This is a genomic window from Streptomyces sp. NPDC085900, from assembly GCF_044540925.1.
GTDB lineage: Bacteria > Actinomycetota > Actinomycetes > Streptomycetales > Streptomycetaceae > Streptomyces > Streptomyces gilvifuscus.
Window position 1 is genome coordinate 38,944 of the sequence record NZ_JBITSP010000004.1, and the last position, 20,568, is coordinate 59,511.

Annotated in this window: 19 protein-coding genes; 11 read left to right on the top strand and 8 right to left on the bottom strand. The window is 72.4% G+C overall.

Going from position 1 to position 20,568, the window contains the following annotated elements; translation table 11 throughout:
- Positions 1-4: 4 nt before the first annotated feature.
- Positions 5-1,105 carry a Gfo/Idh/MocA family protein gene (locus tag ACIGDI_RS14300; protein ID WP_399895405.1) on the bottom strand — a complete coding sequence of 367 codons (1,101 nt, stop codon included), beginning with the start codon at positions 1,103-1,105 and terminating at the stop codon, positions 5-7.
- Complete coding sequence (locus tag ACIGDI_RS14305) at positions 1,075-1,785, bottom strand: ThuA domain-containing protein (protein ID WP_399895408.1); 711 nt, start codon at positions 1,783-1,785, stop codon at positions 1,075-1,077. The genes ACIGDI_RS14300 and ACIGDI_RS14305 overlap by 31 nt, the downstream gene beginning before the upstream one ends.
- A gap of 112 nt (positions 1,786-1,897) precedes the next feature.
- On the opposite strand from ACIGDI_RS14305, the gene ACIGDI_RS14310 reads away from it, so the two are divergent.
- The 6 genes from ACIGDI_RS14310 (at position 1,898) to ACIGDI_RS14335 (ending at position 8,866) form a co-directional block, all read left to right on the top strand.
- Positions 1,898-2,287: a VOC family protein gene (locus ACIGDI_RS14310; RefSeq protein WP_399895411.1), complete on the top strand. Its 390-nt coding sequence runs from the start codon at positions 1,898-1,900 to the stop codon at positions 2,285-2,287.
- 120 nt (positions 2,288-2,407) lie between these two features.
- The gene (locus ACIGDI_RS14315) at positions 2,408-3,661 is read left to right on the top strand and encodes an EfeM/EfeO family lipoprotein (RefSeq protein WP_399895414.1); all 1,254 of its coding nucleotides are present in this window, start codon (positions 2,408-2,410) and stop codon (positions 3,659-3,661) included.
- Complete coding sequence (efeB, locus tag ACIGDI_RS14320) at positions 3,658-4,878, top strand: iron uptake transporter deferrochelatase/peroxidase subunit (RefSeq protein ID WP_399895417.1); 1,221 nt, start codon at positions 3,658-3,660, stop codon at positions 4,876-4,878. The genes ACIGDI_RS14315 and efeB overlap by 4 nt, the downstream gene beginning before the upstream one ends.
- A 210-nt stretch (positions 4,879-5,088) precedes the next feature.
- Positions 5,089-6,966: a phospholipase C gene (locus ACIGDI_RS14325; protein WP_399895420.1), complete on the top strand. Its 1,878-nt coding sequence runs from the start codon at positions 5,089-5,091 to the stop codon at positions 6,964-6,966.
- 172 nt (positions 6,967-7,138) lie between these two features.
- On the top strand, positions 7,139-7,624 hold the full coding sequence (locus tag ACIGDI_RS14330) for a cation:proton antiporter regulatory subunit (RefSeq protein ID WP_200698769.1): 486 nt from the start codon (positions 7,139-7,141) through the stop codon (positions 7,622-7,624).
- Positions 7,625-7,627: 3 nt separating this feature from the next.
- Positions 7,628-8,866, top strand: a complete 1,239-nt coding sequence (locus ACIGDI_RS14335) for a cation:proton antiporter (protein WP_399895423.1) — start codon at positions 7,628-7,630, stop codon at positions 8,864-8,866.
- Positions 8,867-8,900: 34 nt separating this feature from the next.
- On the opposite strand, the gene ACIGDI_RS14340 is transcribed toward ACIGDI_RS14335, so the two are convergent.
- From ACIGDI_RS14340 to ACIGDI_RS14350, 3 genes are all read right to left on the bottom strand, one after another.
- Complete coding sequence (locus ACIGDI_RS14340) at positions 8,901-9,341, bottom strand: OsmC family protein (protein ID WP_399895425.1); 441 nt, start codon at positions 9,339-9,341, stop codon at positions 8,901-8,903.
- A 211-nt stretch (positions 9,342-9,552) separates the two neighbouring features.
- Complete coding sequence (gene rox, locus ACIGDI_RS14345; RefSeq protein ID WP_399897601.1) at positions 9,553-10,983, bottom strand: rifampin monooxygenase; 1,431 nt, start codon at positions 10,981-10,983, stop codon at positions 9,553-9,555.
- A 264-nt stretch (positions 10,984-11,247) separates the two neighbouring features.
- A complete protein-coding gene (locus tag ACIGDI_RS14350) occupies positions 11,248-11,838 on the bottom strand; it encodes a TetR/AcrR family transcriptional regulator (protein WP_399895428.1) in 591 nt (196 codons plus the stop codon).
- Between the two features lie 123 nt (positions 11,839-11,961).
- Here ACIGDI_RS14350 and ACIGDI_RS14355 point away from each other — a divergent pair, with 123 nt between their 5' ends.
- On the top strand, positions 11,962-12,837 hold the full coding sequence (locus tag ACIGDI_RS14355; protein WP_399895431.1) for an NAD(P)-dependent oxidoreductase: 876 nt from the start codon (positions 11,962-11,964) through the stop codon (positions 12,835-12,837).
- Positions 12,838-12,849: 12 nt separating this feature from the next.
- On the opposite strand, the gene ACIGDI_RS14360 is transcribed toward ACIGDI_RS14355, so the two are convergent.
- Entirely contained in the window at positions 12,850-13,743 is an 894-nt protein-coding gene (locus tag ACIGDI_RS14360; RefSeq protein ID WP_399895434.1) for a transglutaminase domain-containing protein, read from the bottom strand.
- 216 nt (positions 13,744-13,959) lie between these two features.
- On the opposite strand from ACIGDI_RS14360, the gene ACIGDI_RS14365 reads away from it, so the two are divergent.
- Entirely contained in the window at positions 13,960-14,961 is a 1,002-nt protein-coding gene (locus tag ACIGDI_RS14365; protein ID WP_399895437.1) for a GerMN domain-containing protein, read from the top strand.
- 61 nt (positions 14,962-15,022) lie between these two features.
- On the opposite strand, the gene ACIGDI_RS14370 is transcribed toward ACIGDI_RS14365, so the two are convergent.
- Positions 15,023-15,502 carry a nitroreductase/quinone reductase family protein gene (locus tag ACIGDI_RS14370; RefSeq protein ID WP_399895440.1) on the bottom strand — a complete coding sequence of 160 codons (480 nt, stop codon included), beginning with the start codon at positions 15,500-15,502 and terminating at the stop codon, positions 15,023-15,025.
- Between the two features lie 210 nt (positions 15,503-15,712).
- Here ACIGDI_RS14370 and ACIGDI_RS14375 point away from each other — a divergent pair, with 210 nt between their 5' ends.
- Together ACIGDI_RS14375 and ACIGDI_RS14380 are read left to right on the top strand one after the other, a co-directional pair.
- Entirely contained in the window at positions 15,713-15,910 is a 198-nt protein-coding gene (locus ACIGDI_RS14375) for a hypothetical protein (RefSeq protein ID WP_399895443.1), read from the top strand.
- A 62-nt stretch (positions 15,911-15,972) separates the two neighbouring features.
- Positions 15,973-16,995: an Acg family FMN-binding oxidoreductase gene (locus ACIGDI_RS14380; protein ID WP_399895446.1), complete on the top strand. Its 1,023-nt coding sequence runs from the start codon at positions 15,973-15,975 to the stop codon at positions 16,993-16,995.
- A 105-nt stretch (positions 16,996-17,100) separates the two neighbouring features.
- On the opposite strand, the gene htpG is transcribed toward ACIGDI_RS14380, so the two are convergent.
- Positions 17,101-19,005, bottom strand: coding sequence for a molecular chaperone HtpG (htpG, locus tag ACIGDI_RS14385; protein ID WP_399895449.1), 1,905 nt, complete (start codon positions 19,003-19,005; stop codon positions 17,101-17,103).
- 196 nt (positions 19,006-19,201) lie between these two features.
- Between htpG and ACIGDI_RS14390 the strand changes: the two genes are divergently transcribed.
- The gene (locus ACIGDI_RS14390; RefSeq protein ID WP_399895452.1) at positions 19,202-20,560 is read left to right on the top strand and encodes an RICIN domain-containing protein; all 1,359 of its coding nucleotides are present in this window, start codon (positions 19,202-19,204) and stop codon (positions 20,558-20,560) included.
- Positions 20,561-20,568: the final 8 nt, after the last annotated feature.

A 20,568-nucleotide genomic window follows, 5' to 3' on the forward strand; every position in this document is an offset into this window, starting at 1 on the left:
GCCGTCAGCGCCAGGACGCCTTCCACGCCTCGGCCGGGGTCAACGGGACCGGCGCCGGCCGCGCCGCCGTCGTCCCGAGCGTCACGCGGCGGCCCTCGGCCGCCGAGCGCAGCAGGGCGGTCATCGTCTCCAGGACGTGCAGGGCGAGTTCGCCGCCGGCGCGCGGTCGGCCGCCGTGGAGGAAGTCGAGCAGGCCGACGCCGCGACTGCCGCCGGCGTATCCCGCCGACGGCTCGAGCTCGTGCCAGTCGGTCCCGTCCAGCGGGAAGTGGCGCACCTGACCGTCGAAGTGGTTGGGGTCGGGGACAGCGAGCGTGCCCGTCTCGCCATGGACCTCGATCGGGGCGGCCGTGGTCGCGACGCCGTCGAAGCTCGTGGTGAGGGTGGACAGGGCGCCGTTGTCGTGTTCGAGGACGCCGGAGACATGGGTGTCCACCTCGACCGCGATCCGCTCCCCCTGGCGCGGCCCGGAGCCGATGACCCGCGTGCCGCGCAGCCGGGCGGCCGCGCCGGTCACCGCCCGGACCGGGCCGAGGAGTTGGACGAGGGCGGAGATGTAGTAGGGCCCCATGTCCAGCAGCGGGCCGCCGCCCTGGGCGTAGTAGAAGTCGGGATGCGGGTGCCAGCGTTCGTGTCCCGGTGTGACCATGACGGCCTGGGCGGCGAGCGGCCGGCCGACGAGGCCCTTGTCGATTGCGGCGCGGGCCGTCTGGGTGCCGGTGCCCAGGACCGTGTCCGGAGCGCAGCCGACCCGCGTGCCCGCCTTCGTGGCGGCGTCGACGACGGCCTGCCCGCCGGCGAAGGTGTCGGCCAGTGGCTTCTCCGTGTACACGTGCTTGCCGTGCCCGATGGCGCCGAGGGCGATGTCGGCATGGGCGGCGGGGGTGGTGAGGTTGAGCACCGTCTGGATGTCGGGGGCCTCCAGCAGCGCTTCGACGCTCGACTGCCGTGTGCCGGGCAGCTGTTGGGCGGCGGCCTGCGCGCGGGAGCCGTCGAGGTCGGCGACCGCGACGATCTCGACGTCGGGGTGGGGTGCGAGGGTGTCGAGGTAGGCGCGGGATATGAAGCCGAGTCCTACGATGCCGATGCGGTGCGCGTCGCCCACAGCATTCCCCTCTCGACGACGGTGCGGACACTGGGGTGTTGCAGTACGTCCAGGCTGTGCCCCGGCGTCGTGACGACGACGCGTCCGGCGCCCCAGCGGCGGGTCCAGATCGCCGGTGAGGTCACCGGCCGGTGCCAGGGTTCGTACGGCCGTACCGGATGGGTGGTGGTGGCCAGGACGTCGATCAGGTCGTCGTGCAGCACCCAGTACTGCTCGGTCTCCAGCTCGAAGTCCGCCAGCCCGGCGGTGATCGGGTGGGTGCGGCCGAGTTCGGTGAACTGCACGGTGTGGGGCAGGAAGTTGTCCTCCGCCGCTCCGCGCCGCAGACAGGGCTCCTTGCCGGGATGGGTGGCGAACTGGCCGCCGACCAGGTGCAGATAGTCGGAGGAGGCACGGAAGGAGTCGGCGATGCCGCCGTGCCAGCCGGTGAAACCGGTACCGGCGACGACCGCCGCGCCGAGACCGGCCAGTTGCCCGGCGGTGATCTCCGACATGGTGACGCACTGCACGACGAGGTCGGTGCGCTCCATCTCGGTGGCGTCGCCGTAGACCGCGGTCGACTCCTCGACCCTCACCTCGTAGCCGTTGTCCCGCAGGAAGGGGATGAACAGCTCGGTGGCCTCGACCGGCCGGTGCCCCTCCCACCCGCCTCGGACCACCAGGGCCCTCTTCCGCGCCATGACCACTCCCTCGTACGGCAACTCCTCTCATCTTCCCGGCTCTCGAGGGCTCGTACACATGGGCGACTTAGGCTTCCCGCGTACCGGGCGCCCCACTTGAGAGGATCGGGGCATGGCCGACTCACCTCTGCAGATCAACGCCCTCATCGTCGACTCCGTGGACCCCGAGCGGCTCGCCGCGTTCTGGTCGGAGCTGCTCGGCCGCCCCGTCGTGGGCCGTACCGGCCCGTACGTCTGGCTGCGGCGGGACGGAGGTCTGGGGCTGGGCTTCCAGCGCACGACCGCGGTCAAGGCGGGCAAGAACCGGATGCACTTCGACGTGACCTCGCCCGATCCGGCGGCGGAGCGGCAGCGGATCGAGCGGCTCGGCGGCCGCCGGCTGGAGCAGTACGCCGAGGGCGGGTTCCTGGTGATGGCGGACCCCGAGGGCAACGAGTTCTGCGTCATCCCCGAGGGCCCCTTCGAACTCGACGACGAGGGGCGGGCCGACTACCTCGGGTGAACAGTGGCCGAATTCTGGCCCTTGCCCCGGTCAGGACCTGGTCAGGGGGGAGACCGCCGTTCCGGGACCTGCTTAGGATCAACCGGTCGCCCTGCTCGTACGACCCCCAGGAGGCCCCGCGTGCCCGAAGCCGCGGTCGGCGCCGAACCCGGAACCGGTGACGCGCCCGCCCCTCCCCCGCCCGCGCGGCGGCGCACCGCGCTGCTCACCGGCGGCGTGCTGGCGGTCGCGGCGGCCACGGTCGCCGGTCTGCTGGCGGCCCGCGGCGCCGGCGGTCGGCACGAGGCGGCGACGGGCGACGGGCTGCGGCACACCTCCGTGGAGGTCACGCCGGCCGGCTGCGGTCGCGGCTGGAGCCGGCCCGTGGGCGGACGTCAGGTCTTCGACCTGCACAACACCTCCAGCACGGCGGCCGAGGTGGATCTGACCGACCCGAGGACGGGAGCGGTCTATGGCGAGGTGGAGGGACTGGCCCCGGGCACCGTGCGCCCGTTGCGGGTGACGCTCGGCAACGGCACGTACGCCTTCAAGTGCCTGCCCGACGACGCGGACGCCGTCACCGGCCCCACCGTGCGCATCACCGGCGCGAAGGTCAGAAGCGGCCCGGCCGCGGTGCCGGTCACCCAGCAGGACCTCATCCCGCCGACCCTCGCCTACCAGAGGTGGATCCAGGGCCGCACCGTCGAGCTGGAGCGGAAGACCGACGCACTGCGTGACGCCGTCGACCGCGGCGACCTCGCGGCGGCGCGCGCGGCATGGCTGCCCGCGCACCTGGTGTACGAGCGGATGGGCGCCGCCTACGGCACCTTCGGGGACGCCGACGGGCAGATCGACGGCACCACGGCCGGGCTGTCCGGGGGCGTCCGCGACAAGGACTTCACCGGCTTCCACCGGGTCGAGTACGGCCTGTGGCACGGGGAGTCGGCGAGCGGTCTGCGCGGCCCCGCCGACCGTCTCGCCGCGGCCGTCCACGCGCTGCGCGCCGGCTGGCCGGACCAGCGGATGGACCCGGCGGACGTCGGGCTGCGCGCGCACGAGATCCTGGAGAACACCGTGCAGTTCGAGCTGACCGGCCGCAGCGACTACGGCAGCGGCACCAACCTGGCGACGGCCCGCGCCAACCTGGACGGCACCCGGGTGCTCCTCGGATACCTGCGTCCCCTGCTCAGCACCCGCGACACCGGCCTGCCCGGCCTCGACTCCTGGCTGGACCGTACCCAGCGGCTGCTGGACTCCTTCCGGCACGGCCGGAGTTGGACACCTCTGACCCGGCTGACCCGCGCCCAGCGGGAGACCGTCGACGCCGATCTGGGCGAACTGGTGGAACGGCTCGCCGACGTGGCCGCCCTGACCGACGTACGGAGGACCGCGTGAAGCCCGTCAGCAAGGTCGGCCGCCGGGGTTTCCTGACGGGCGCGGCGGCCGTGGCCGGTGCCGGGCTCGTGGCCGCCGATCACGGTGCCGCCTCGGCCACGCCGTCCCGGGAGAGCGGGCGGATCCCCTTCCACGGCCGCCATCAGGCCGGCATCCTCACACCGGCACAGCGCGCCACCGCGTTCGTCTCCTTCGACGCGACCGCGCGCGACCGCGCCGAACTGCGCGACGCGCTGCGCACGCTCACCGAGCGGGCCCGCTTCCTGACGGCCGGCGGCAGCCCGGACGAGCCCGGCATCACCGGCCCGCCCGCCGACTCGGGCACCCTGGGCCCGGACGTGCCCGCGGACCGGCTGACCGTCACCGTCGGCGTCGGCGCCTCCCTCTTCGACGACCGCTACGGCCTGACGGCCCGCAGGCCCCGGCGGCTGACGGCCATGCCGACGTTCCCCGACGACGACCTCGACGCCGACTGGTGCCACGGCGACCTCAGTGTGCAGTTCTGCGCGGACGGCGCGGACACGGTCCTGCACGCGCTGCGCGATGTCGCCCGGCACACCCGGGGCGCTCTGCAGGTGCGTTGGCGGATGGACGGTTTCGTCAGCCCGCCGCGGCCGTCCGGAACCCCGCGCAACCACTTCGGTTTCAAGGACGGCATCTCCAACCCGGACGTAGCCGACGCGCGGGAGACGGACCGGCTGGTGTGGGTGGGCCCCGGCTCCGGCGAGCCGGACTGGGCGACGGGCGGCAGCTACCAGGTCGTACGGCTGATCCGGATGCTGGTGGAGTTCTGGGACCGGGTCTCGCTCGCCGAACAGGAGCGGATGTTCGGGCGCGCCCGCGACACCGGCGCCCCGCTGGACGGGCGGCACGAGAAGGACATCCCGCAGTACGCGCAGGATCCCAAGGGCGACGTCATCCCGCTGGACAGCCACATCCGCCTGGCCAACCCCCGTACCCCGGCCGGCGCCGAGCAGCGGATCCTGCGCCGCGGCTACAACTACGACCGGGGCATGGACGGCAACGGCAACCTCGACATGGGCCTGCTGTTCTGCTGCTACCAGCAGGACGTGGTCCGGCAGTTCGAGACCGTGCAGCGACGGCTGGCCGGTGAGCCGCTCGTCGACTACGTCTCCCCGTTCGGCGGCGGCTACTTCTTCGCGCTGCCCGGCGTCCGGGACGGCTCCGACTGGTACGGGCGCGCGCTGCTGGCCTGATCGCACCGCCGTAGGTCAAGGGCGCCTCAAAAGACCATGAGGATTTCCTGACCGAACATTCGCGCGCATGACATTGCCGCTCACCCGACCCGCCGCAACGATTGCCAAGGATCCGACCGTAGTTGCCATGACCATCGATGTCGTGGCGGCGAAACGCAGTGCTCTCGGAAGCATGTCCTCTGAAGCAGTGTCCTCGGAAGGCGAGACAGCATGATCGGTACAGCAAGAACGACAAGCGCGCGGCGCGGCCTGAGCCGTGTGGGCGCCCTGCTGGGCGCGGCGGCGCTGGCGACGGCGGGTGGCGTAGTCCCGGCCGCGGCGGCCTCGGCGGGCGGCCACGGAACACGCACCGCGACACCGATCAAGCACCTGGTGGTGATCTACGACGAGAACATCTCGTTCGACCACTACTTCGCCACCTACCCGAAGGCGGCCAACACCGACGGCACCACGTTCAGGGCCGCGGCGCACACGCCGAAGGTCGACAACCTGCTCAACGCCGGGCTGCTGAAGAACAACCCGAACCTGTACGCGCCGAAGCGGCTGGCCAGTTCGCAGGCCATGACCTGCGACCAGAACCACTCCTACGGTCCCGAGCAGTACGCGGCCGACGGCGGCAAGGCCGACAAGTACGTGGAGAACACCGAGGTCAGCAAGTGCAGCGGCGGGCTGTTCGGCGAGCCCGGCCTGGTGATGGACTACTACGACGGCAACACCGTGACGGGTCTGTGGAACTATGCCCAGCACTACGCCCTCAACGACCGCTCGTTCAGCTCGGTCTACGGTCCCTCCACGCCCGGCGCGCTCAACCTGGTCTCCGGCCAGACGCACGGCGTGATCTCCGTCGACCCGGCCTCCGGCACGGAGAACCCGAAGCAGACGGCGACCCCGGACCCGTACACGGTCCTCTCCCCGAACGCCAAGGGTGTCGGCACGCTGATCAACGACCCCGACCCGGCCTTCGACGACTGCTCGGGCAAGAACCACACCAGCACCAACGCGCTCGCCGTGATGCAGGGCCGGAACATCGGTGACCTGCTCAACGCCAAGCGCGTCAGCTGGGGTTGGTTCCAGGGCGGCTTCCGGCCGAGCACCGCGTGGGACGGCAAGAGCGGCGACTACGCGAAGTGCGACACCACGCACACCAACGTCGGCGGCGCCTCGGTCGTCGACTACAGCCCCCACCACTCGCCGTTCGAGTACTACAGGTCGACGTCCAACCCGCACCACCTCGCGCCGAAGAACGTCGCCGAGATCGGGCACGACGGCCGCGCCAACCACAACTACGACCTGGCCGACTTCGACGCCGCCCTCAAGGCCGGCAACCTGCCCTCGGTCAGCTTCCTGAAGGCCGCCGAGTACCAGGACGGGCACGCCGGTTACTCCGACCCGACCGACGAGCAGCACTTCCTGATCAACGAGATCAACGCGCTGCAGAAGTCGCCGCAGTGGAAGTCGACCGCGGTCGTGGTCGCCTACGACGACTCCGACGGCTGGTACGACCACGTCACCTCCAAGGTCCTCAACGGCTCCAAGGACTCCACGACCGGCTCCAACGGCAAGGCACTGGACAGCCCGATGTGCCAGTCCGGGCCGGCCGCCGCGGGCGGCTACGCGGACCGCTGCGGGCCGGGCACCCGGCAGCCGCTGCTGGTCATCTCCCCTTACAGCAAGGTCAACTCGGTCGACCACACGGCCACCGAGCAGACGTCGATCACCAAGTTCATCGAGAACAACTGGGGCACCGGCCGCATCGGCGACGCCTCCTTCGACCGGCGGGCGGGCAGCCTGACCGGCATGTTCGACTTCCGGCACCCCAACGGCAAGCAGGTGCTGCTGAACGCGGACGGCTCGGTGAAGTCCGTGAAGCCGATCCCGCACCACTACGCCCAGGCGGCCTCGTCCGCGTCCACGCACGCGCCGTACCCGGCGTACGTGCAGGACCTCAAGGCCCAGAACGTGGCCGCCGCGAGCTCCACCTCGCCGGCCCTGCCGATCGCCCTGACCGCCGGCGTCGTCACCGCCGGCGCGATCGCGACGGGCTTCGCGCTGCGCCGCCGTAGGAGCGGCGCCTCCACCGCCGGGTGACTTTCCGACACAGGTGAACCCTTGAGGGCCCCGGCCGGGCGAAGGCCGGGGCCCTTCGCTCCGCCCGGAGCCGACGCGCCGCGAACGTTCGGTAATGAGAGGGTAAAGGCGGCAGGTTGGGGTAGGTGGGCCGAACGATCACCGCGCTTTCACCGCCGAAGGGAAACCAGACATGGGCGCACCACGCCTGAGCAGCACGCCTCTTCCGGGGATCGGCGTCCGCTACGACATGACGACGCGGGACCGGCAACCCCTGTCGGTGGTGGCGCACCGCGACGGCGACCGGACGTTCAGCGTCTACCGCAGGGACGACCCCGACGCCTGCGCCCTGTCCGTGCGGCTCACCGCCGGCGAGGCGGCCGCCCTCGTCGGCGCGCTGCTGCCCGACCATCACACGCCGAACCTGCTGTCCACCACGGATCTGGGCCTGGTGGCGGAGCGGATCGAGCTGTCGGCCACCTCGTACTGGAACGGCCGGGTCCTCGGCGAGACCCGGATGCGCACCGAGACCGGCGTCTCGGTGGTGGCGGTGCTGCGCCGGGCGGAGGCGATCCCCTCCCCCGCGCCGGACTTCCGGCTTGCGGGCGGTGACACGCTGATCGTGATCGGCACCCGCGAGGGCGTGGACGCGGCGGCGACGATACTCGGGCGGGAGTGAGCCGTGCACTCCTCCGCCACGTTCCTGATCGAGTTCGGTTCCATCATCCTCGCCCTCGGCCTGCTCGGACGCCTGGCCGGGCGGCTGCGGTTCTCCCCGATACCGCTCTACCTGCTGGCCGGGCTCGCCTTCGGCGAGGGCGGGCTGCTCCCGCTGGGCGCCAGTGAGGACTTCGTCGCCATCGGCGCGGAGATCGGCGTGATCCTGCTGCTGCTCATGCTCGGCCTGGAGTACACGGCCAGCGACCTGGTCTCCAATCTCAAGACCCACTATCCGGCAGGTCTGATGGACGCCGCGCTCAACGCCCTGCCGGGTGCCGTAGCGGCGCTGCTGCTGGGCTGGGGGCCGGTCGCCGCCGTCGTCCTCGCCGGGGTCACCTGGATCTCGTCGTCCGGTGTGATCGCGAAGGTCCTCGGCGACCTGGGCCGGCTCGGCAACCGGGAGACCCCGGTGATCCTGAGCATCCTGGTCCTGGAGGACCTCTCCATGGCCGTCTACCTGCCGATCGTCACGGCCCTGCTGGCCGGGGCGGGGCTGGCCGCGGGCGGTCTCACGCTCGCCGTCGCCCTCGGTGTCGCCGCCCTCGTGCTGGTCCTCGCGGTGCGCTACGGCCGTCACATCTCCCGCTTCGTCTCCAGCGACGACCCCGAGAAGCTGCTGCTGGTCGTCCTCGGGCTGACCCTGGTGGTGGCCGGGCTGGCCCAGCAGCTGCAGGTGTCGGCCGCCGTCGGCGCGTTCCTGGTGGGCATCGCCCTGTCCGGCGAGGTGGCCGAGGGGGCGCACGGGCTGCTGGCCCCGCTGCGGGACCTGTTCGCCGCGGTGTTCTTCGTCTTCTTCGGCCTGCACACCGACCCGGCGAGCATCCCGCCGGTCCTGCTGCCCGCCGTCGCCCTCGCGGTCGTCACCACCCTGACCAAGATCGGCACCGGTTACTGGGCGGCCCGCCGCGCCCATGTGTCCGTCAGGGGCCGCTGGCGGGCCGGCGGCACGCTCGTCGCCCGGGGCGAGTTCTCCATCGTCATCGCCGGACTCGCCGTCACCGCGGGCATCGAGCCCTCACTCGGCCCGCTCGCCACGGCCTACGTCCTGATCCTGGTCGTCCTCGGCCCGCTGACCGCCCGCTTCACCGAGCCCGTCGCCACCCGGCTGGCCGCCCGGTTCCGCTCCCCCGCCGCGTCACCGGCGGCCGGGACCGTCGAGCGGGAGAGGACGGCCGATCAGGACCCCGTCGCCCGCCCGTGACCGCCCCGGCGCCGTGTTCCTCGCGAAGGGCTGTTCAGGGGGTGTCCGCGACCGTCACGGTGACCGGCGTGCCGAGCTCGACGGTGCGGCTGACCGTGCAGAGCCGGTCGTGGGAGGTCTTGACCGCCCGGGGCAGGATCGCCCGGGCCCGGTCCGCGGACGCCCCTTCGGGAAAGGTGACGGCGAAGGAGACCGAGAGATCGGTCATCCGGTTGCCGGACTCGTCGGCGATCTTGTGGCCGGTCACGGTGACGGTGAATCCGGTGGGCTCGGCGTGCCGGGTGGTGGCCACGTCCACGTCGGCCGCGGTGCACCCGCCGATCGCGGCGAGCAGCAGCTCGACCGGGGTGAACTCGGTGCCGCCCGGCTCCCCGCCGGTGCCGAAGTCGATCGTGCCGCCGCGGGCGTTGACGGCGGTGAAGTGGCCGGTGGCGGTGCGCCGGACGGTGACCGAGCGCAGGGTGTCGTCTGTCATGCCACGACAGTAGTGCGGGTCGCAGCGAGGGGCCTGCCACCGGTACCCGGCGGCGGGAGCCGGGCGGTTGCCGCCGCCCGGCAGGGCCGTCGGGCAGGGGGCGCGGGACGACGCCCCGGAGCCGGTGTCGCGCGCGGCAGGGCGTCCAGCGCGACGGTTCCGTCCTCCAGGCCCGGGACGCGGAGCGTCTCGACCAGGCGCGCGTGTGCGCTCAGGCGGTGGCGGCCCCGAACCACTTCTCCAGGGCGGCCGGCAGGCCCTCCTGGTCCTCACCGGCCCACGCCACGTGCCCGTCGGGCCGCAGCAGCACGGCGGGGACGTCCTCCAGTTCCGCGGCGGAATCGACGACGTGGTCGACCCGGTCCGCCCAGCCCGCCGCGGAAAGCGTTCCGGTCCGGTCGAGCAGCAGCCCGCGGCCGGCGTGCATCAGCTCGTAGAGGCGCCCCCGCTCCAGCCGCACGTCGTGCAGCCGCCTGCCGAGCAGTTCGTGCCCGTCACCGAAGTCGTAGCGGATCCCGGTCGCGATGATCTTCTCGATCAGGTACCGGTTGACCTCCTCGAAGTCCATCAGTTCAGCCAGCAGCCGCCGCACCGCCCGCGGCCCCGGATCGAGGGACATCAGCTCCATCTGCGCGCGGGCGTTGTCCAGTACGGCGGCGGCCACCGGGCGCCGCTCGGTCTGATAGCTGTCCAGCAGCCCCTCCGGTGCCCACCCCGCCACCTGGGCGGCCAGCTTCCAGCCGAGGTTGAAGGCGTCCTGGACACCGGCGTTGAGCCCCTGGCCGCCCATCGGCGGGTGGACGTGCGCCGCGTCGCCGGCGAGCAGCACCCGGTCCACGCGGTACCGGTCGGCCAGCCGGGTGCCGTCGCCGAAACGGGACAGCCAGCGCGGCGAGTGCGCGCCGAAGTCGGTTCCGGCGGTGGCCTTCAGCTGCCGCCTGACCTCGTCCAGGGTCGGCGGAACCGAGCGGTCCTCGGCGACCTTCTCCGCGGGCACGACGACCCGGTACACCCCGTCGCCCAGGGGCATGGCGCCGAACATCAGCTGGGTCTCGCGTACGTGCGCGACCACGGCGGCCAGTTCCTCCGCAGGGGTGGTCAGCTCGACCTCGCCCAGCAGCGTGTCGACCCTGCTGGGTTCGCCCCGGAAGCCGACGCCCAGCAGTTTGCGGACCGTGCTGCGGCCGCCGTCGCAGCCCACCAGGTAGCGCGAGCGCAACCGCGTGCCGTCGGCCAGTTCGGCGGTCACCCCGTCGGCGTCCTGGCTCAGACCGACCAGTTCGCGGCCGCGGCGGATGTCGGCGCCGGCCTCCACGGCGTGCTCGGCCAGCAGGCGTTCGGTGACGGTCTGCGGAATGCCGAGGACGTACGGGTGGGTGGTGTCCAGCCGCTCCGGCGACGGCTTGGCGATGCCGGCGAAGAAGCCGCCGAGCGGGTGCCGCCGGCCGAGCGCGAGGAAGCGGTCCGCCAGCCCGCGCTGGTCCAACACCTCGATACTGCGCGCGTGCAGGCCGAGCGCCCGGACGACCTCGGTCGGCTCCGGTTCCTTCTCCAGCACCACCACGCTCACACCGTGCAACCGCAGTTCGGCGGCGAGCATCAGCCCCGTCGGTCCACCGCCGGCAATGACCGCGTCGATCATCATGATCCCCCGTTTCCGCAGGTCCTGGCCTCGGCCGACGATTGTGCGACAGCACGGGGACCTTGCCGCAAGCCCCCCTGTGCGCTATAGGTTGAAAGTGGCGAGGAGCCGACGACGACCAACTTCCGTCCGCGCGCCCGTCACCACCTCCTAGCGGTGCTCGTCACCTCTCCCCCCGCCGACACCGGAGCGTCGTCACCTCTCCCCCCGCCGACACCGGAGCGGCCGTAGGGCACTAGTCGCCGCCTACGGCGCAACGGCTGCTCAGTCGTCCTTCCGGACCGCCGCGTCGAGGAGTGGGCCGAGTTCGCGGGTGACGGTCGTCAGGGCCCGCACGTCCCGTTCCGCGCGGGCGATGAGGATGGCGCCCTCCAGGGCGCTGATCATGAGGGTGGCGAGCGCGCCTGCGCGTTCCTCGGGGACGCCCATGCCGGCGAGGGCCCGTGCCACGGGCGCGGTCCAGGTGGTGAACGCGGCGGCCACGGCCTCCCGGGTGGAGGGCACCGACTCCGCGCAGTCCACCGTGGCGGCCGCGACCGGGCAGCCGGCCGCGAACCCGGCGGACTCGTACTCGTCGGTCCACTGCCGCACCATCTCGGCGAACAGCCCGCTGGGCGTCGGTTCGTCCAGGGCGGCGAGGAAGCGGGCCACGCGCCGGCCCGCGTACCGGCCGGCCCAGCCCACCGCCTCGTTGACCAACTGCTCCTTGCCGCCCGGGAAGTAGTGCTGCAGCGACCCACGCGGCGCCTCGGCGTGGGCGGCGACCTCCCGCATGCCGGTGGCGGCGACCCCGTCGCGCCGGATGAGCTGGGCCGCGCTGAAGACCATCCGCTCCCGCGGCCCCCGTTCGGACATCTCCGACCTCCTCGCGTAGGCGTCTCAGCACCCATCCTATGACCGTCGTCATACGGCTCCGCTACTATGACAGCGGTCATAGAGCTATGACCGCTGTCATGGACCGTCGGGTGGTGGTGCGTCGTGTACGTCGGTTTCGTCGGCCTCGGGGTGATGGGGCAGCCCATGGCCCTCAACCTCGCCCGCGCCGGGACGCCCCTCGTCGTCTGGAACCGCACCCCGGCCCGGTGCGAGCCCCTGCGGGCGGCCGGGGCCGAGGTGGCGGCCGGCCCCGCCGAGGTCTTCGAGCGGGCGGGGACGGTGATCCTCATGCTGGCCGACGAGGCCGCCGTGGACACCGTCCTGGGCCGCGGCGGCCCGGACTTCGCCACGCGCGTCGCCGGGCGCACGGTCGTCCACATGGGCACGACCTCGGCCGAGTACTCCGGCGGCCTGCGCGAGGACATCCGCGAGGCGGGCGGCCGCTATGTCGAGGCGCCGGTCTCCGGGTCGCGGGTTCCGGCCGAACGGGGCGAGCTGGTGGGGATGCTCGCGGGCGACGCCGACGCGGTGGCCGCCGTGAGGCCGTTGCTCGCTCCCGTATGCCGCGAGATGTTCGACTGCGGGAGCGTGCCCGGCGCCCTGCTGATGAAGTTCTCGGTCAACCTGTTCCTGATCACCATGGTCACCGGGCTGACCGAGGCGTTCCACTTCGCCGACCGGCACGGCCTCGACCGGCGGCTGCTCCGGGACGTCCTGGACGCGGGCCCCATGGCCAGCGCGGTCTCCCGGGTGAAGGGGGCCAAGCTGCTGGACCGGGACTTCACACGCCAGGCGGGCGCCGCGGACGTACTGAAGAACAACCGGTTGATCGCGGAGGCCGCGCGCAAGGCCGATCTGGCCTCCCCGCTCCTCGACGTCTGCCACGCCCTGTTCGGGGAGACGGTCGAACAGGGCCACGGCAGGCAGGACATGGTGGCCGTACTGCGCGCGATCGAGAGGCGGAGCGGGGCCCGGTGAGACCCCGGCGGCTCACGGCTCGGCGACAGCCGCGAGACCGGCTCGGCCGCCTCCGGCGCCGCGGCGCCCCAGGACGGGCTCGGCCAGCAGTCTCGCCGTCACGCAGAGGGTCTGGCCGTGCCGGGCGAACAGCTCGTCGCGGGAGTCGAAGCGGCCGAGGTCGGCCAGGACGTGGCCCGAGAGGTCGCAGCCGGCGCCCGAGGCCGGGCAGAGCGTCGTGCCGTCCCAGTCGATCGCCGTCCTGGACAGCGCGTCGAAGAGCGTCTCCGCGCCGGCGTTGCTGAAGCCGTCGGCGCGCCGCCCGCTCAACTCGTCCAGGCTGCCGAAGAGTTCGGATGCCGACAGCCAGGGCGTGGCGGGTCCGCCGACCGACGCCGGGCCCGCGACCCGGAATTCGGGCCAGGCCAGCACGACCTGGTCCGGGACGACGCGACGCAGCCGCGGAAAGCGCGGATACCAGAACCTGCCGTCCACCAGCAGGCCGCGCACGCGCGTGGGCACCCCGGACGCCCGTGCCACGGCCTCCAGCACGGCCAGGCGCTGGCTGCAGGAGCCGCGGCCGCGGCGCAGCACCTCGGACACGGGCAGGTCGTCCCGCACCGAGTACACGGGCCGCACGGTGTCCGCGATGTGCCGGTGAGCCCGGCGCAGGAACGCCGACCGGTCGTCGGCCCCCAAGGCCACCCCCGAGCCGGTCTCACCCGAGGCGGTTTCCCTCCAGCCGGTCTCCCCCCAGCCGGGCTCATCCGAGCCGGCCGCCGCCTCGATCCGCCGGAGCAGGGCGACGACGCGTGGATGCCGCCGGTCGAGGATCCGCGTCGGGGCCGTGCTCCCCGTCGCCGCCGCTCCGGCGCCGCTCGTGCGGAGCCGGGCGCGCCTTCGTGGCATGAGAAGTGAACTCGTCATGGCGCCGTCCTCTCGATGCGGCACTCGGAGGGCCGCCGACGGCATCATGACGGAAGAATTGAACATGTTCAACAATATGGTCGCCGAGGGAACCAAGTCGCCGTCGAAAGGTCTGCCGGCCCGCGGTTGCACCCCATTGGGCCCCGTGACAGTGCCGGTCAGCCCTGGTCCGCCGATCCGTCGACGCGTTGGATGGAAGTGTCTCAGGAGGCTGCCATGAACACTCAGGCCCCGAGCGCCCACACCTTCCGACGCCACCGCGCAGCGGTCACCGCGGTGTTGACGCTCCCTCTGCTCACTGTCACCGCGTGCGGCACGACCAACGGCTCGGGTGTACCGGCCGGGGTCGACCGGATCACGAGCCCCTCGACCGGCACGTCCGGTTCGGGCGGCACCTCCGGCGCGCCCGCGCCCTCCGCGCCGTCGGCGCCGACCACCCCGGGCACGACGACCCGGGCACCCTCGACGAGCGGCGGCACGGGCATCGGGACCGGCGCCGCCGTGAAGCACATCCGTACGGCGGTCTACTTCCTGCACGGCGAGCACGTCTCGCCCGCCCCGCGCACCGTCACCGCCCCGGCCACCGCCACCGGCGCCGTCCGCGCCCTGCTGGCCGGCCCCAGCGGCTACGAGAGGTCCAAGGGCCGTACGACGGCCATCCCGTCCGGCACCACGCTGCACTCGATCGTGGTCCGCGACCATGTGGCGACCGTGGATCTCTCCGGACGGTACGACGACGGCGGCGGCAGCCTGTCCATGCGGGCCCGCCTCGCGCAGGTCGTGTTCACCGCGACCCGCTTCTCGTCCATCCACTCCGTTCGCTTCGAACTCGACGGCAAACCGGTGAAGTACTTCGGCGGCGAGGGCATCGTCCTCAACGGGCCCGTGGGACGGGCCGACTTCGAGGACGTCACGCCGGCCGTCCTGATGGAGTCCCCGGTGATCGGCAACAGCGTGCACACGCCCCTGCGGGTCTGGGGCAGCGCCAACACCTTCGAGGCCGTCTTCCGCCTGAAGGTCACCGACATCACCGGGCGCACCTGCGCCGACGTACGCGTCCAGGCGACCTCCGGCACCGGCACCCGGGGCACCTTCGACGTCACCTTCCCCTACAAGGCCGCCCGCAGCGGCCCGGGGCTGCTCACCGCCTACTACCTGTCCGCCAAGGACGGCAGGCCCGTCACCGTCGACACCGTCCCGCTGACCGTCAACCGCTGAGGAGGACCCGCGTACCGCTCCGAGCCCGGCGGCCGGCATCCCGTCCGGGCTCGGAGAACGTTCACGCGAGGGGGGTGACGCGGAAGACCGGGAACCGGTCCGCGATCCGCGCGAACTCCCGCAGCGGAGCATGCCGATCGACCGGGACGTGAGCCCTGGCGCCCGGCGCCAGCCGCAGGTACGCGCGCAGGACGGGCGCCCGTTCGCCCGGGTCCACCTCCTCCAGACGCACCTCCTCGCGGCGCCCGTGACGCAGCGCCACCCGCCCGTCGGCGGCGCGGACGTTCCGCACCCAGTTCGCGCGCTCGCCGAGCATCGACACCAGATAGCGCTCGCCCTCGTGCTCCGCGACGACGACCGGGAACCTGATCAGCCGTCCGGTGCGCCGTCCGCGGACCTCCAGCGCCACCCAGTTGCGGGGGCCGAGACCGGCCGCGTACTGGGCGGCCCCGACGCGGTTGAGCACCCGGGCCGTACGGTGGGGGCGGCCGCCCCGGTACAGCCACCGGTCCAGTCGGTGCAGTCCTCCCACCGCGGCCATCACGCCACCTCCCTGCGTTCACGAGCCGGCTCCCGGCCTCACGGGTTCCTCGGTCGTGCCAGGGTCCCGCCGTCCTGGCGCCGATCGCAGGGGTCCTTCGGTCCGGGTTCCGGGACGGTGGTCCCCTCCCGGGCGGGGGCCGGCAACGCGACCGTGGAGGAGCGGCCGCCGATCGGTGATCCGGCGGTGTCCCGAGAGCGAAGAGGCGACATGAGCATCCGGCGTCACAACCACCACCGGCACCAGCCCGCGGAGACGGTCACGGATCCGGTGTGCGGTATGCGGATCAGCAAGTACGGCGCCACCCCGCGCAGAGAGACGGCGAGCGCCCTCGTCCACTTCTGCTCCGCCGACTGCGCGTCCGCCTTCGACGGCGATCCGGCCCGCTACCTCCGCGCCCGCGAGTAGCGGCGCCCGGCGGCCGGGCCCGCCCATCCGACCACCGTCACGCAGACAAGGGGAGGCATCCCATGCAGGCCGTACGAGCCGCGCTCGACACCGCCACCGTGGAATCCCTGCTGGCCGCCGCCGTGGCGGCGCCCTCGATCCACAACACCCAGCCGTGGCGCTTCCGCGTGGACCCCGACGGCAGGCTGGTGGAGGTGCACGCGGCGCCCGGCCGCTCCCTCCCGCTGGCCGATCCGGTGCATCGCGCCCAGTACCTGTCGGTGGGCGCCGCGCTGTTCAACCTCCGTCTCGCGGCGGTCCGTTCGGGGTGGCGGCCGGAGGTGCGGCTGCTGCCGGAGCGGGCCCGTCCGGGGCCGCTGGCCACGGTACGGCTGACCGATTCGCTCACCGCCGGCGAGCGGGATTCCGACCCGGGCCTGTACGACGCCATCGCGCGCCGGCACACCAGCCGGCTGCCGTTCACCGGCCGGCCGGTGCCCGATCCGGTCCTGGCGGAGATGGTGACGGCGGCGCAGGCCGCGGGCGCGCGGCTGCACGTGCCGGACATCGCCGGCACCCGCCGTCTCCTGCGCCTGACCGCCATGGCCGAGGCCCGCAACCAGGGCCGGCCGGACCGCGCCGCGGAGACCCGCGCCTGGCTCAACGCGCCGGAGGCGAGGACCCCTTACGGCATCCCCGTCACCGCCCTCGGCCCGCCGGACGCGGCCGGGCGGATGCCGATGCGGGACTTCACCGGCGACCTGCCGGGCCTGCGGCTGCCGGCCCTGTGGTTCGAACGGCATGTGCAGCTGGCGCTGTTGTGGACGGGCAACGACCGGCGCGACGACTGGCTGCGCGCGGGTCAGGCCCTGCAGTACGTCCTGCTCACGGCGACCGCCCGCGGCCTGCGCACCTCCCTGCTGCACCAGGCCATGGAGTGGCCGGACCTGCGGGCGGCCATGGCCCTCCCGGGCCACAAGCGCTGCCACCCGCACCTGCTGCTGCGCCTCGGCCACGGCCCGGACGGCGGCCGTACACCGCGGGCCCCCGGACGGCAGGTCACCGGCCGTACGACGTCACCCGGCACCGGCGACGCGAAGGTCTGACGGCTGCCGAGGGGCGGCCGGTGCGACAAGGACGAGTGGGCGCCGCCACCGAGCCCGGCGAGGATGCCCCCACCGAGCCCGGCGAGGCGGCGCCCACCCCCCGGCTCAGTGCAGGCCGCGCTCCAGGCGTTCCGCGACCAGCTTCACGAAGCGTGCGGGTTCCTTCGGCTGACCGCCCTCCGCGAGGATGGCCAGACCGTGCAACAGCTCGGCCGTCTCGACGAGTTCGGCGCGGTCCTCGCGCTCCTGGTAGGCCTGGTTCAGGCCCCGCACGAGCGCGTGCCCGGGGTTGAGTTCGAGGATCCGCTTGGTGGGCGGGACCTCCTGGCCCATGGCGCGGTACATGTTCTCCAGCGCCGGCGTCAGATCGTGGGCGTCGGAGACGACGCAGGCCGGGGAGACGGTGAGCCGGGTCGACAGGCGGACGTCCTTCACGTCCTCGCCGAGCTGCTCCTTCATCCAGCCGAGCAGCCCGGCGTACTCCTCGGCCTGCTTCTCCCGCTCGCCGTCGGTCTGTTCGTCGCCCTGGACGTCCAGATCGATCTCGCCCTTGGCGACGGAGCGCAGCCGCTTGCCGTCGAACTCGCCGACCGCGTCGACCCACACCTCGTCGACGGGGTCGGTGAGCAGCAGGACCTCGACGCCCCGGGCGCGGAAGGCCTCCATGTGCGGGGAGTTCTCGATGCTCTGCCGGGACTCGCCGGTCATGTAGTAGATGTCGTCCTGGCCGTCCTTCATCCGCTCCACGTACTGCTGGAGCGTGGTCGGCTCGTCCTCGGAGTGCGTGCTGGCGAAGGACGCGACGGCGAGGATGGCGTCGCGGTTGTCGGGGTCGCCGAGCAGGCCCTCCTTCACCACGGCTCCGAACTCCCGCCAGAAGGTGGCGTACTTGGCGGAGTCGGCGGCCTTCATCTCCTTGACCGACGCCAGCACCTTCTTGGTCAGCCGGCGCTGGATCATCCGGATGTGCCGATCCTGCTGGAGGATCTCGCGGGAGACGTTGAGCGAGAGGTCCTGCGCGTCGACGACGCCCTTGACGAAGCGGAGGTACGGCGGCAGCAGCGCCTCGCAGTCGTCCATGATCAGGACGCGCTTGACGTACAGCTGGAGGCCGCGCCGGAAGTCGCGGGTGAACAGGTCGTGCGGGGCGTGTTCCGGGAGGAACAGCAGGGCCTGGTACTCGAAGGTGCCCTCGGCCTGGAGCCGGATCGTCTCCAGGGGGTCGCGCCAGTCATGGCTGACGTGCTTGTACAGCTCGTGGTACTCGTCGTCGGAGACCTCGTCGCGCGAGCGCGCCCACAGCGCCTTCATCGAGTTGAGCGTCTCGGGTTCGGGCGTGTCCTCGCCCTCGCCCTTCGTGCCGGGCACGAGCCGGATCGGCCAGGTGATGAAGTCGGAGTACCGCTTGACGATCTCCTTGATCGTCCAGGTGGACGTGTAGTCGTGCAGCTGGTTCTCGGGGTCGGCCGGCTTGAGGTGGAGCGTGACGGCGGTGCCCTGCGGCGCGTCGTCGACGGTTTCCAGGGTGTACGTGCCTTCGCCGCGCGACGACCAGCGGGTGCCGCTGCTCTCGCCGGCGCGCCGGGTCACCAGGGTCATCTCGTCGGCCACCATGAAGCCGGAGTAGAAGCCGACGCCGAACTGGCCGATGAGCCCCTCGGCCCCCGCCGCGTCCTTGGCCTCCCTCAGCTCCTTGAGGAATTCGGCGGTGCCGGAGTTGGCGATGGTCCCGATGAGCTTTCCGACCTCGTCGTACGACATTCCGATGCCGTTGTCCCGCACGGTGAGCGTGCGGGCGTCGGGGTCGGCGTCGATCTCGATGTGCAGGTCGGAGGTGTCGGCGTCGAGGCCGTCCTGCCGCAGCGCGGCCAGGCGCAGCTTGTCCAGCGCGTCGGAGGCGTTGGAGACGAGCTCCCGCAGGAAGACGTCCTTGTTCGAGTAGACGGAGTGGATCATCAGCTGGAGCAGCTGACGGGCCTCCACTTGGAACTCAAACGTTTCGGTCGGCATGGTTCGCATGTCCTCGCAGGTCCCGAAGTTGCCAGGTCAGGTGAGAGCCACTGTAGGACACCCGGCCGGGGTCGCCGACGCATCCCGGTAGAGGGCGGGAATTCACCCACGACACCTGGCGCGTCCCGCCTCCCCTCCGGTATGTCATGCCTCTGTCAGCATCGGCATTCTCGTGCCGGAGTGAAGGGAAGACCTTGTGCGCCTGCGCCCCTTGCGCCTCCTCAGCTGCTCCACCGCCCTCGCCCTGTCGCTGCCCGCCCTGCTTCCGGGCGCGGCCTCGGCGGCGGTCCCGGCCTCCTCGGTCTATCTGCAGAACTACGTCACCGGCCGCAACGCGGCCGACAGCGGCGGCACCGTCGCCGCGCACAACCCCAAGGGCAACGAGGACCACCAGCAGTGGACCCCGCTCGCGGTCGACGGCGGCTACCAGCTGCGCAACGCCGACGAGTCCGGCACCTGCCTCGGCCGCACCGCCACCAGCGCGGTCACCGCGGCCTGCGGCGCGGACGGCACGACCTGGACGCTCACCGCCGGCGCCGACGGCACCTACACCCTCTCCGCCCCGGGCACCTCGCAGTACCTCACCGGATCCTCCGCCGACGCCGGCGCCGTACAGCTCGGCTCCGCCGGCGACCTCGCCCGCTGGTACCTGACCCCCGTCGCCTACGCCACTGCGGCGATGCCCTCCGCCGACACCCGCACGCTGGACCAGGTCACCTTCCTCACCGCGCACAATGCCTTCGCCAACGGCGCCGACGGCGACTTCGCCTCCTGGCCGGTCAGCTGGTTCCCCAACCAGACCTACGGCATCAGCCGCCAACTCGCCGACGGCGTGCGCGGGTTCATGCTCGACGACTACACCGTCTCCGGGCAGGCGGTGCTGTGCCACAACAGCTGCGACGGCGTCAGCCGTCCCGTCCCGCTCGCCACCGACCTGCAGCGCATCGTCGACTTCCTCAAGGCGCACCCCGGCCAGTTCGCCACCGTCTTCCTCGAGGACTACGCCTCCTCCGACGTGCTGAAGTCCTCCCTCGCGTCCGTCGACGGCCTTTCCGACCTCCTCTACCGGCCCGACCAGGACGGCGTCGCCACCAAGGGCTGGCCCACGATGGCCGACCTCGCCGCGCGCGGCAGGCAACTGCTGATCTTCAGCGACCGCACCCGGGCGAGCGACACGGCCAACGGCTGGGCGACCCGGGACAGCTTCGGGGTGATGTACCAGCGGGAGTGGACGGTGGAGAACTACTGGTCCATGGGCGGCGGCCTCGGCGGCTCGGACTGGTCCTGCTACAGCCGCTGGGACACCAGGCCGCTGACCACGGACTCGTCCGCGTTCCATCCGCTGTTCGTGATGAACCACTTCCGTGACTACACCGTCGCCGCCACCGCCTCGACCGACAACGGCAAGATCCTCAACCGCGCGCAGAACTTCTGCACACCGGCCGCCCGCAAGAAGCCCAACTACGTCGCCGTGGACCGCTACGACCTCGGCTCCCCCGGCCCGCTGTCCACCGTGGAGACTCTCAACACCTACATCCTCGCGCCGGGACAGTGACCGCGGCC

Bases quoted from the DNA above. Each gene is read 5' to 3' on its own strand.
- rox (WP_399897601.1), bottom strand. From the start codon at position 10,983: ATGATCGACGCGGTCATTGCCGGCGGTGGACCGACGGGGCTGATGCTC.
- ACIGDI_RS14310 (WP_399895411.1), top strand. From the start codon at position 1,898: ATGGCCGACTCACCTCTGCAGATCAACGCCCTCATCGTCGACTCCGTG.
- ACIGDI_RS14350 (WP_399895428.1), bottom strand. From the start codon at position 11,838: ATGTCCGAACGGGGGCCGCGGGAGCGGATGGTCTTCAGCGCGGCCCAG.
- ACIGDI_RS14365 (WP_399895437.1), top strand. From the start codon at position 13,960: ATGAACACTCAGGCCCCGAGCGCCCACACCTTCCGACGCCACCGCGCA.
- ACIGDI_RS14380 (WP_399895446.1), top strand. From the start codon at position 15,973: ATGCAGGCCGTACGAGCCGCGCTCGACACCGCCACCGTGGAATCCCTG.
- htpG (WP_399895449.1), bottom strand. From the start codon at position 19,005: ATGCCGACCGAAACGTTTGAGTTCCAAGTGGAGGCCCGTCAGCTGCTC.
- ACIGDI_RS14375 (WP_399895443.1), top strand. From the start codon at position 15,713: ATGAGCATCCGGCGTCACAACCACCACCGGCACCAGCCCGCGGAGACG.
- ACIGDI_RS14330 (WP_200698769.1), top strand. From the start codon at position 7,139: ATGGGCGCACCACGCCTGAGCAGCACGCCTCTTCCGGGGATCGGCGTC.
- ACIGDI_RS14370 (WP_399895440.1), bottom strand. From the start codon at position 15,502: ATGGCCGCGGTGGGAGGACTGCACCGACTGGACCGGTGGCTGTACCGG.
- ACIGDI_RS14325 (WP_399895420.1), top strand. From the start codon at position 5,089: ATGATCGGTACAGCAAGAACGACAAGCGCGCGGCGCGGCCTGAGCCGT.
- ACIGDI_RS14340 (WP_399895425.1), bottom strand. From the start codon at position 9,341: ATGACAGACGACACCCTGCGCTCGGTCACCGTCCGGCGCACCGCCACC.
- ACIGDI_RS14360 (WP_399895434.1), bottom strand. From the start codon at position 13,743: ATGACGAGTTCACTTCTCATGCCACGAAGGCGCGCCCGGCTCCGCACG.
- ACIGDI_RS14305 (WP_399895408.1), bottom strand. From the start codon at position 1,785: ATGGCGCGGAAGAGGGCCCTGGTGGTCCGAGGCGGGTGGGAGGGGCAC.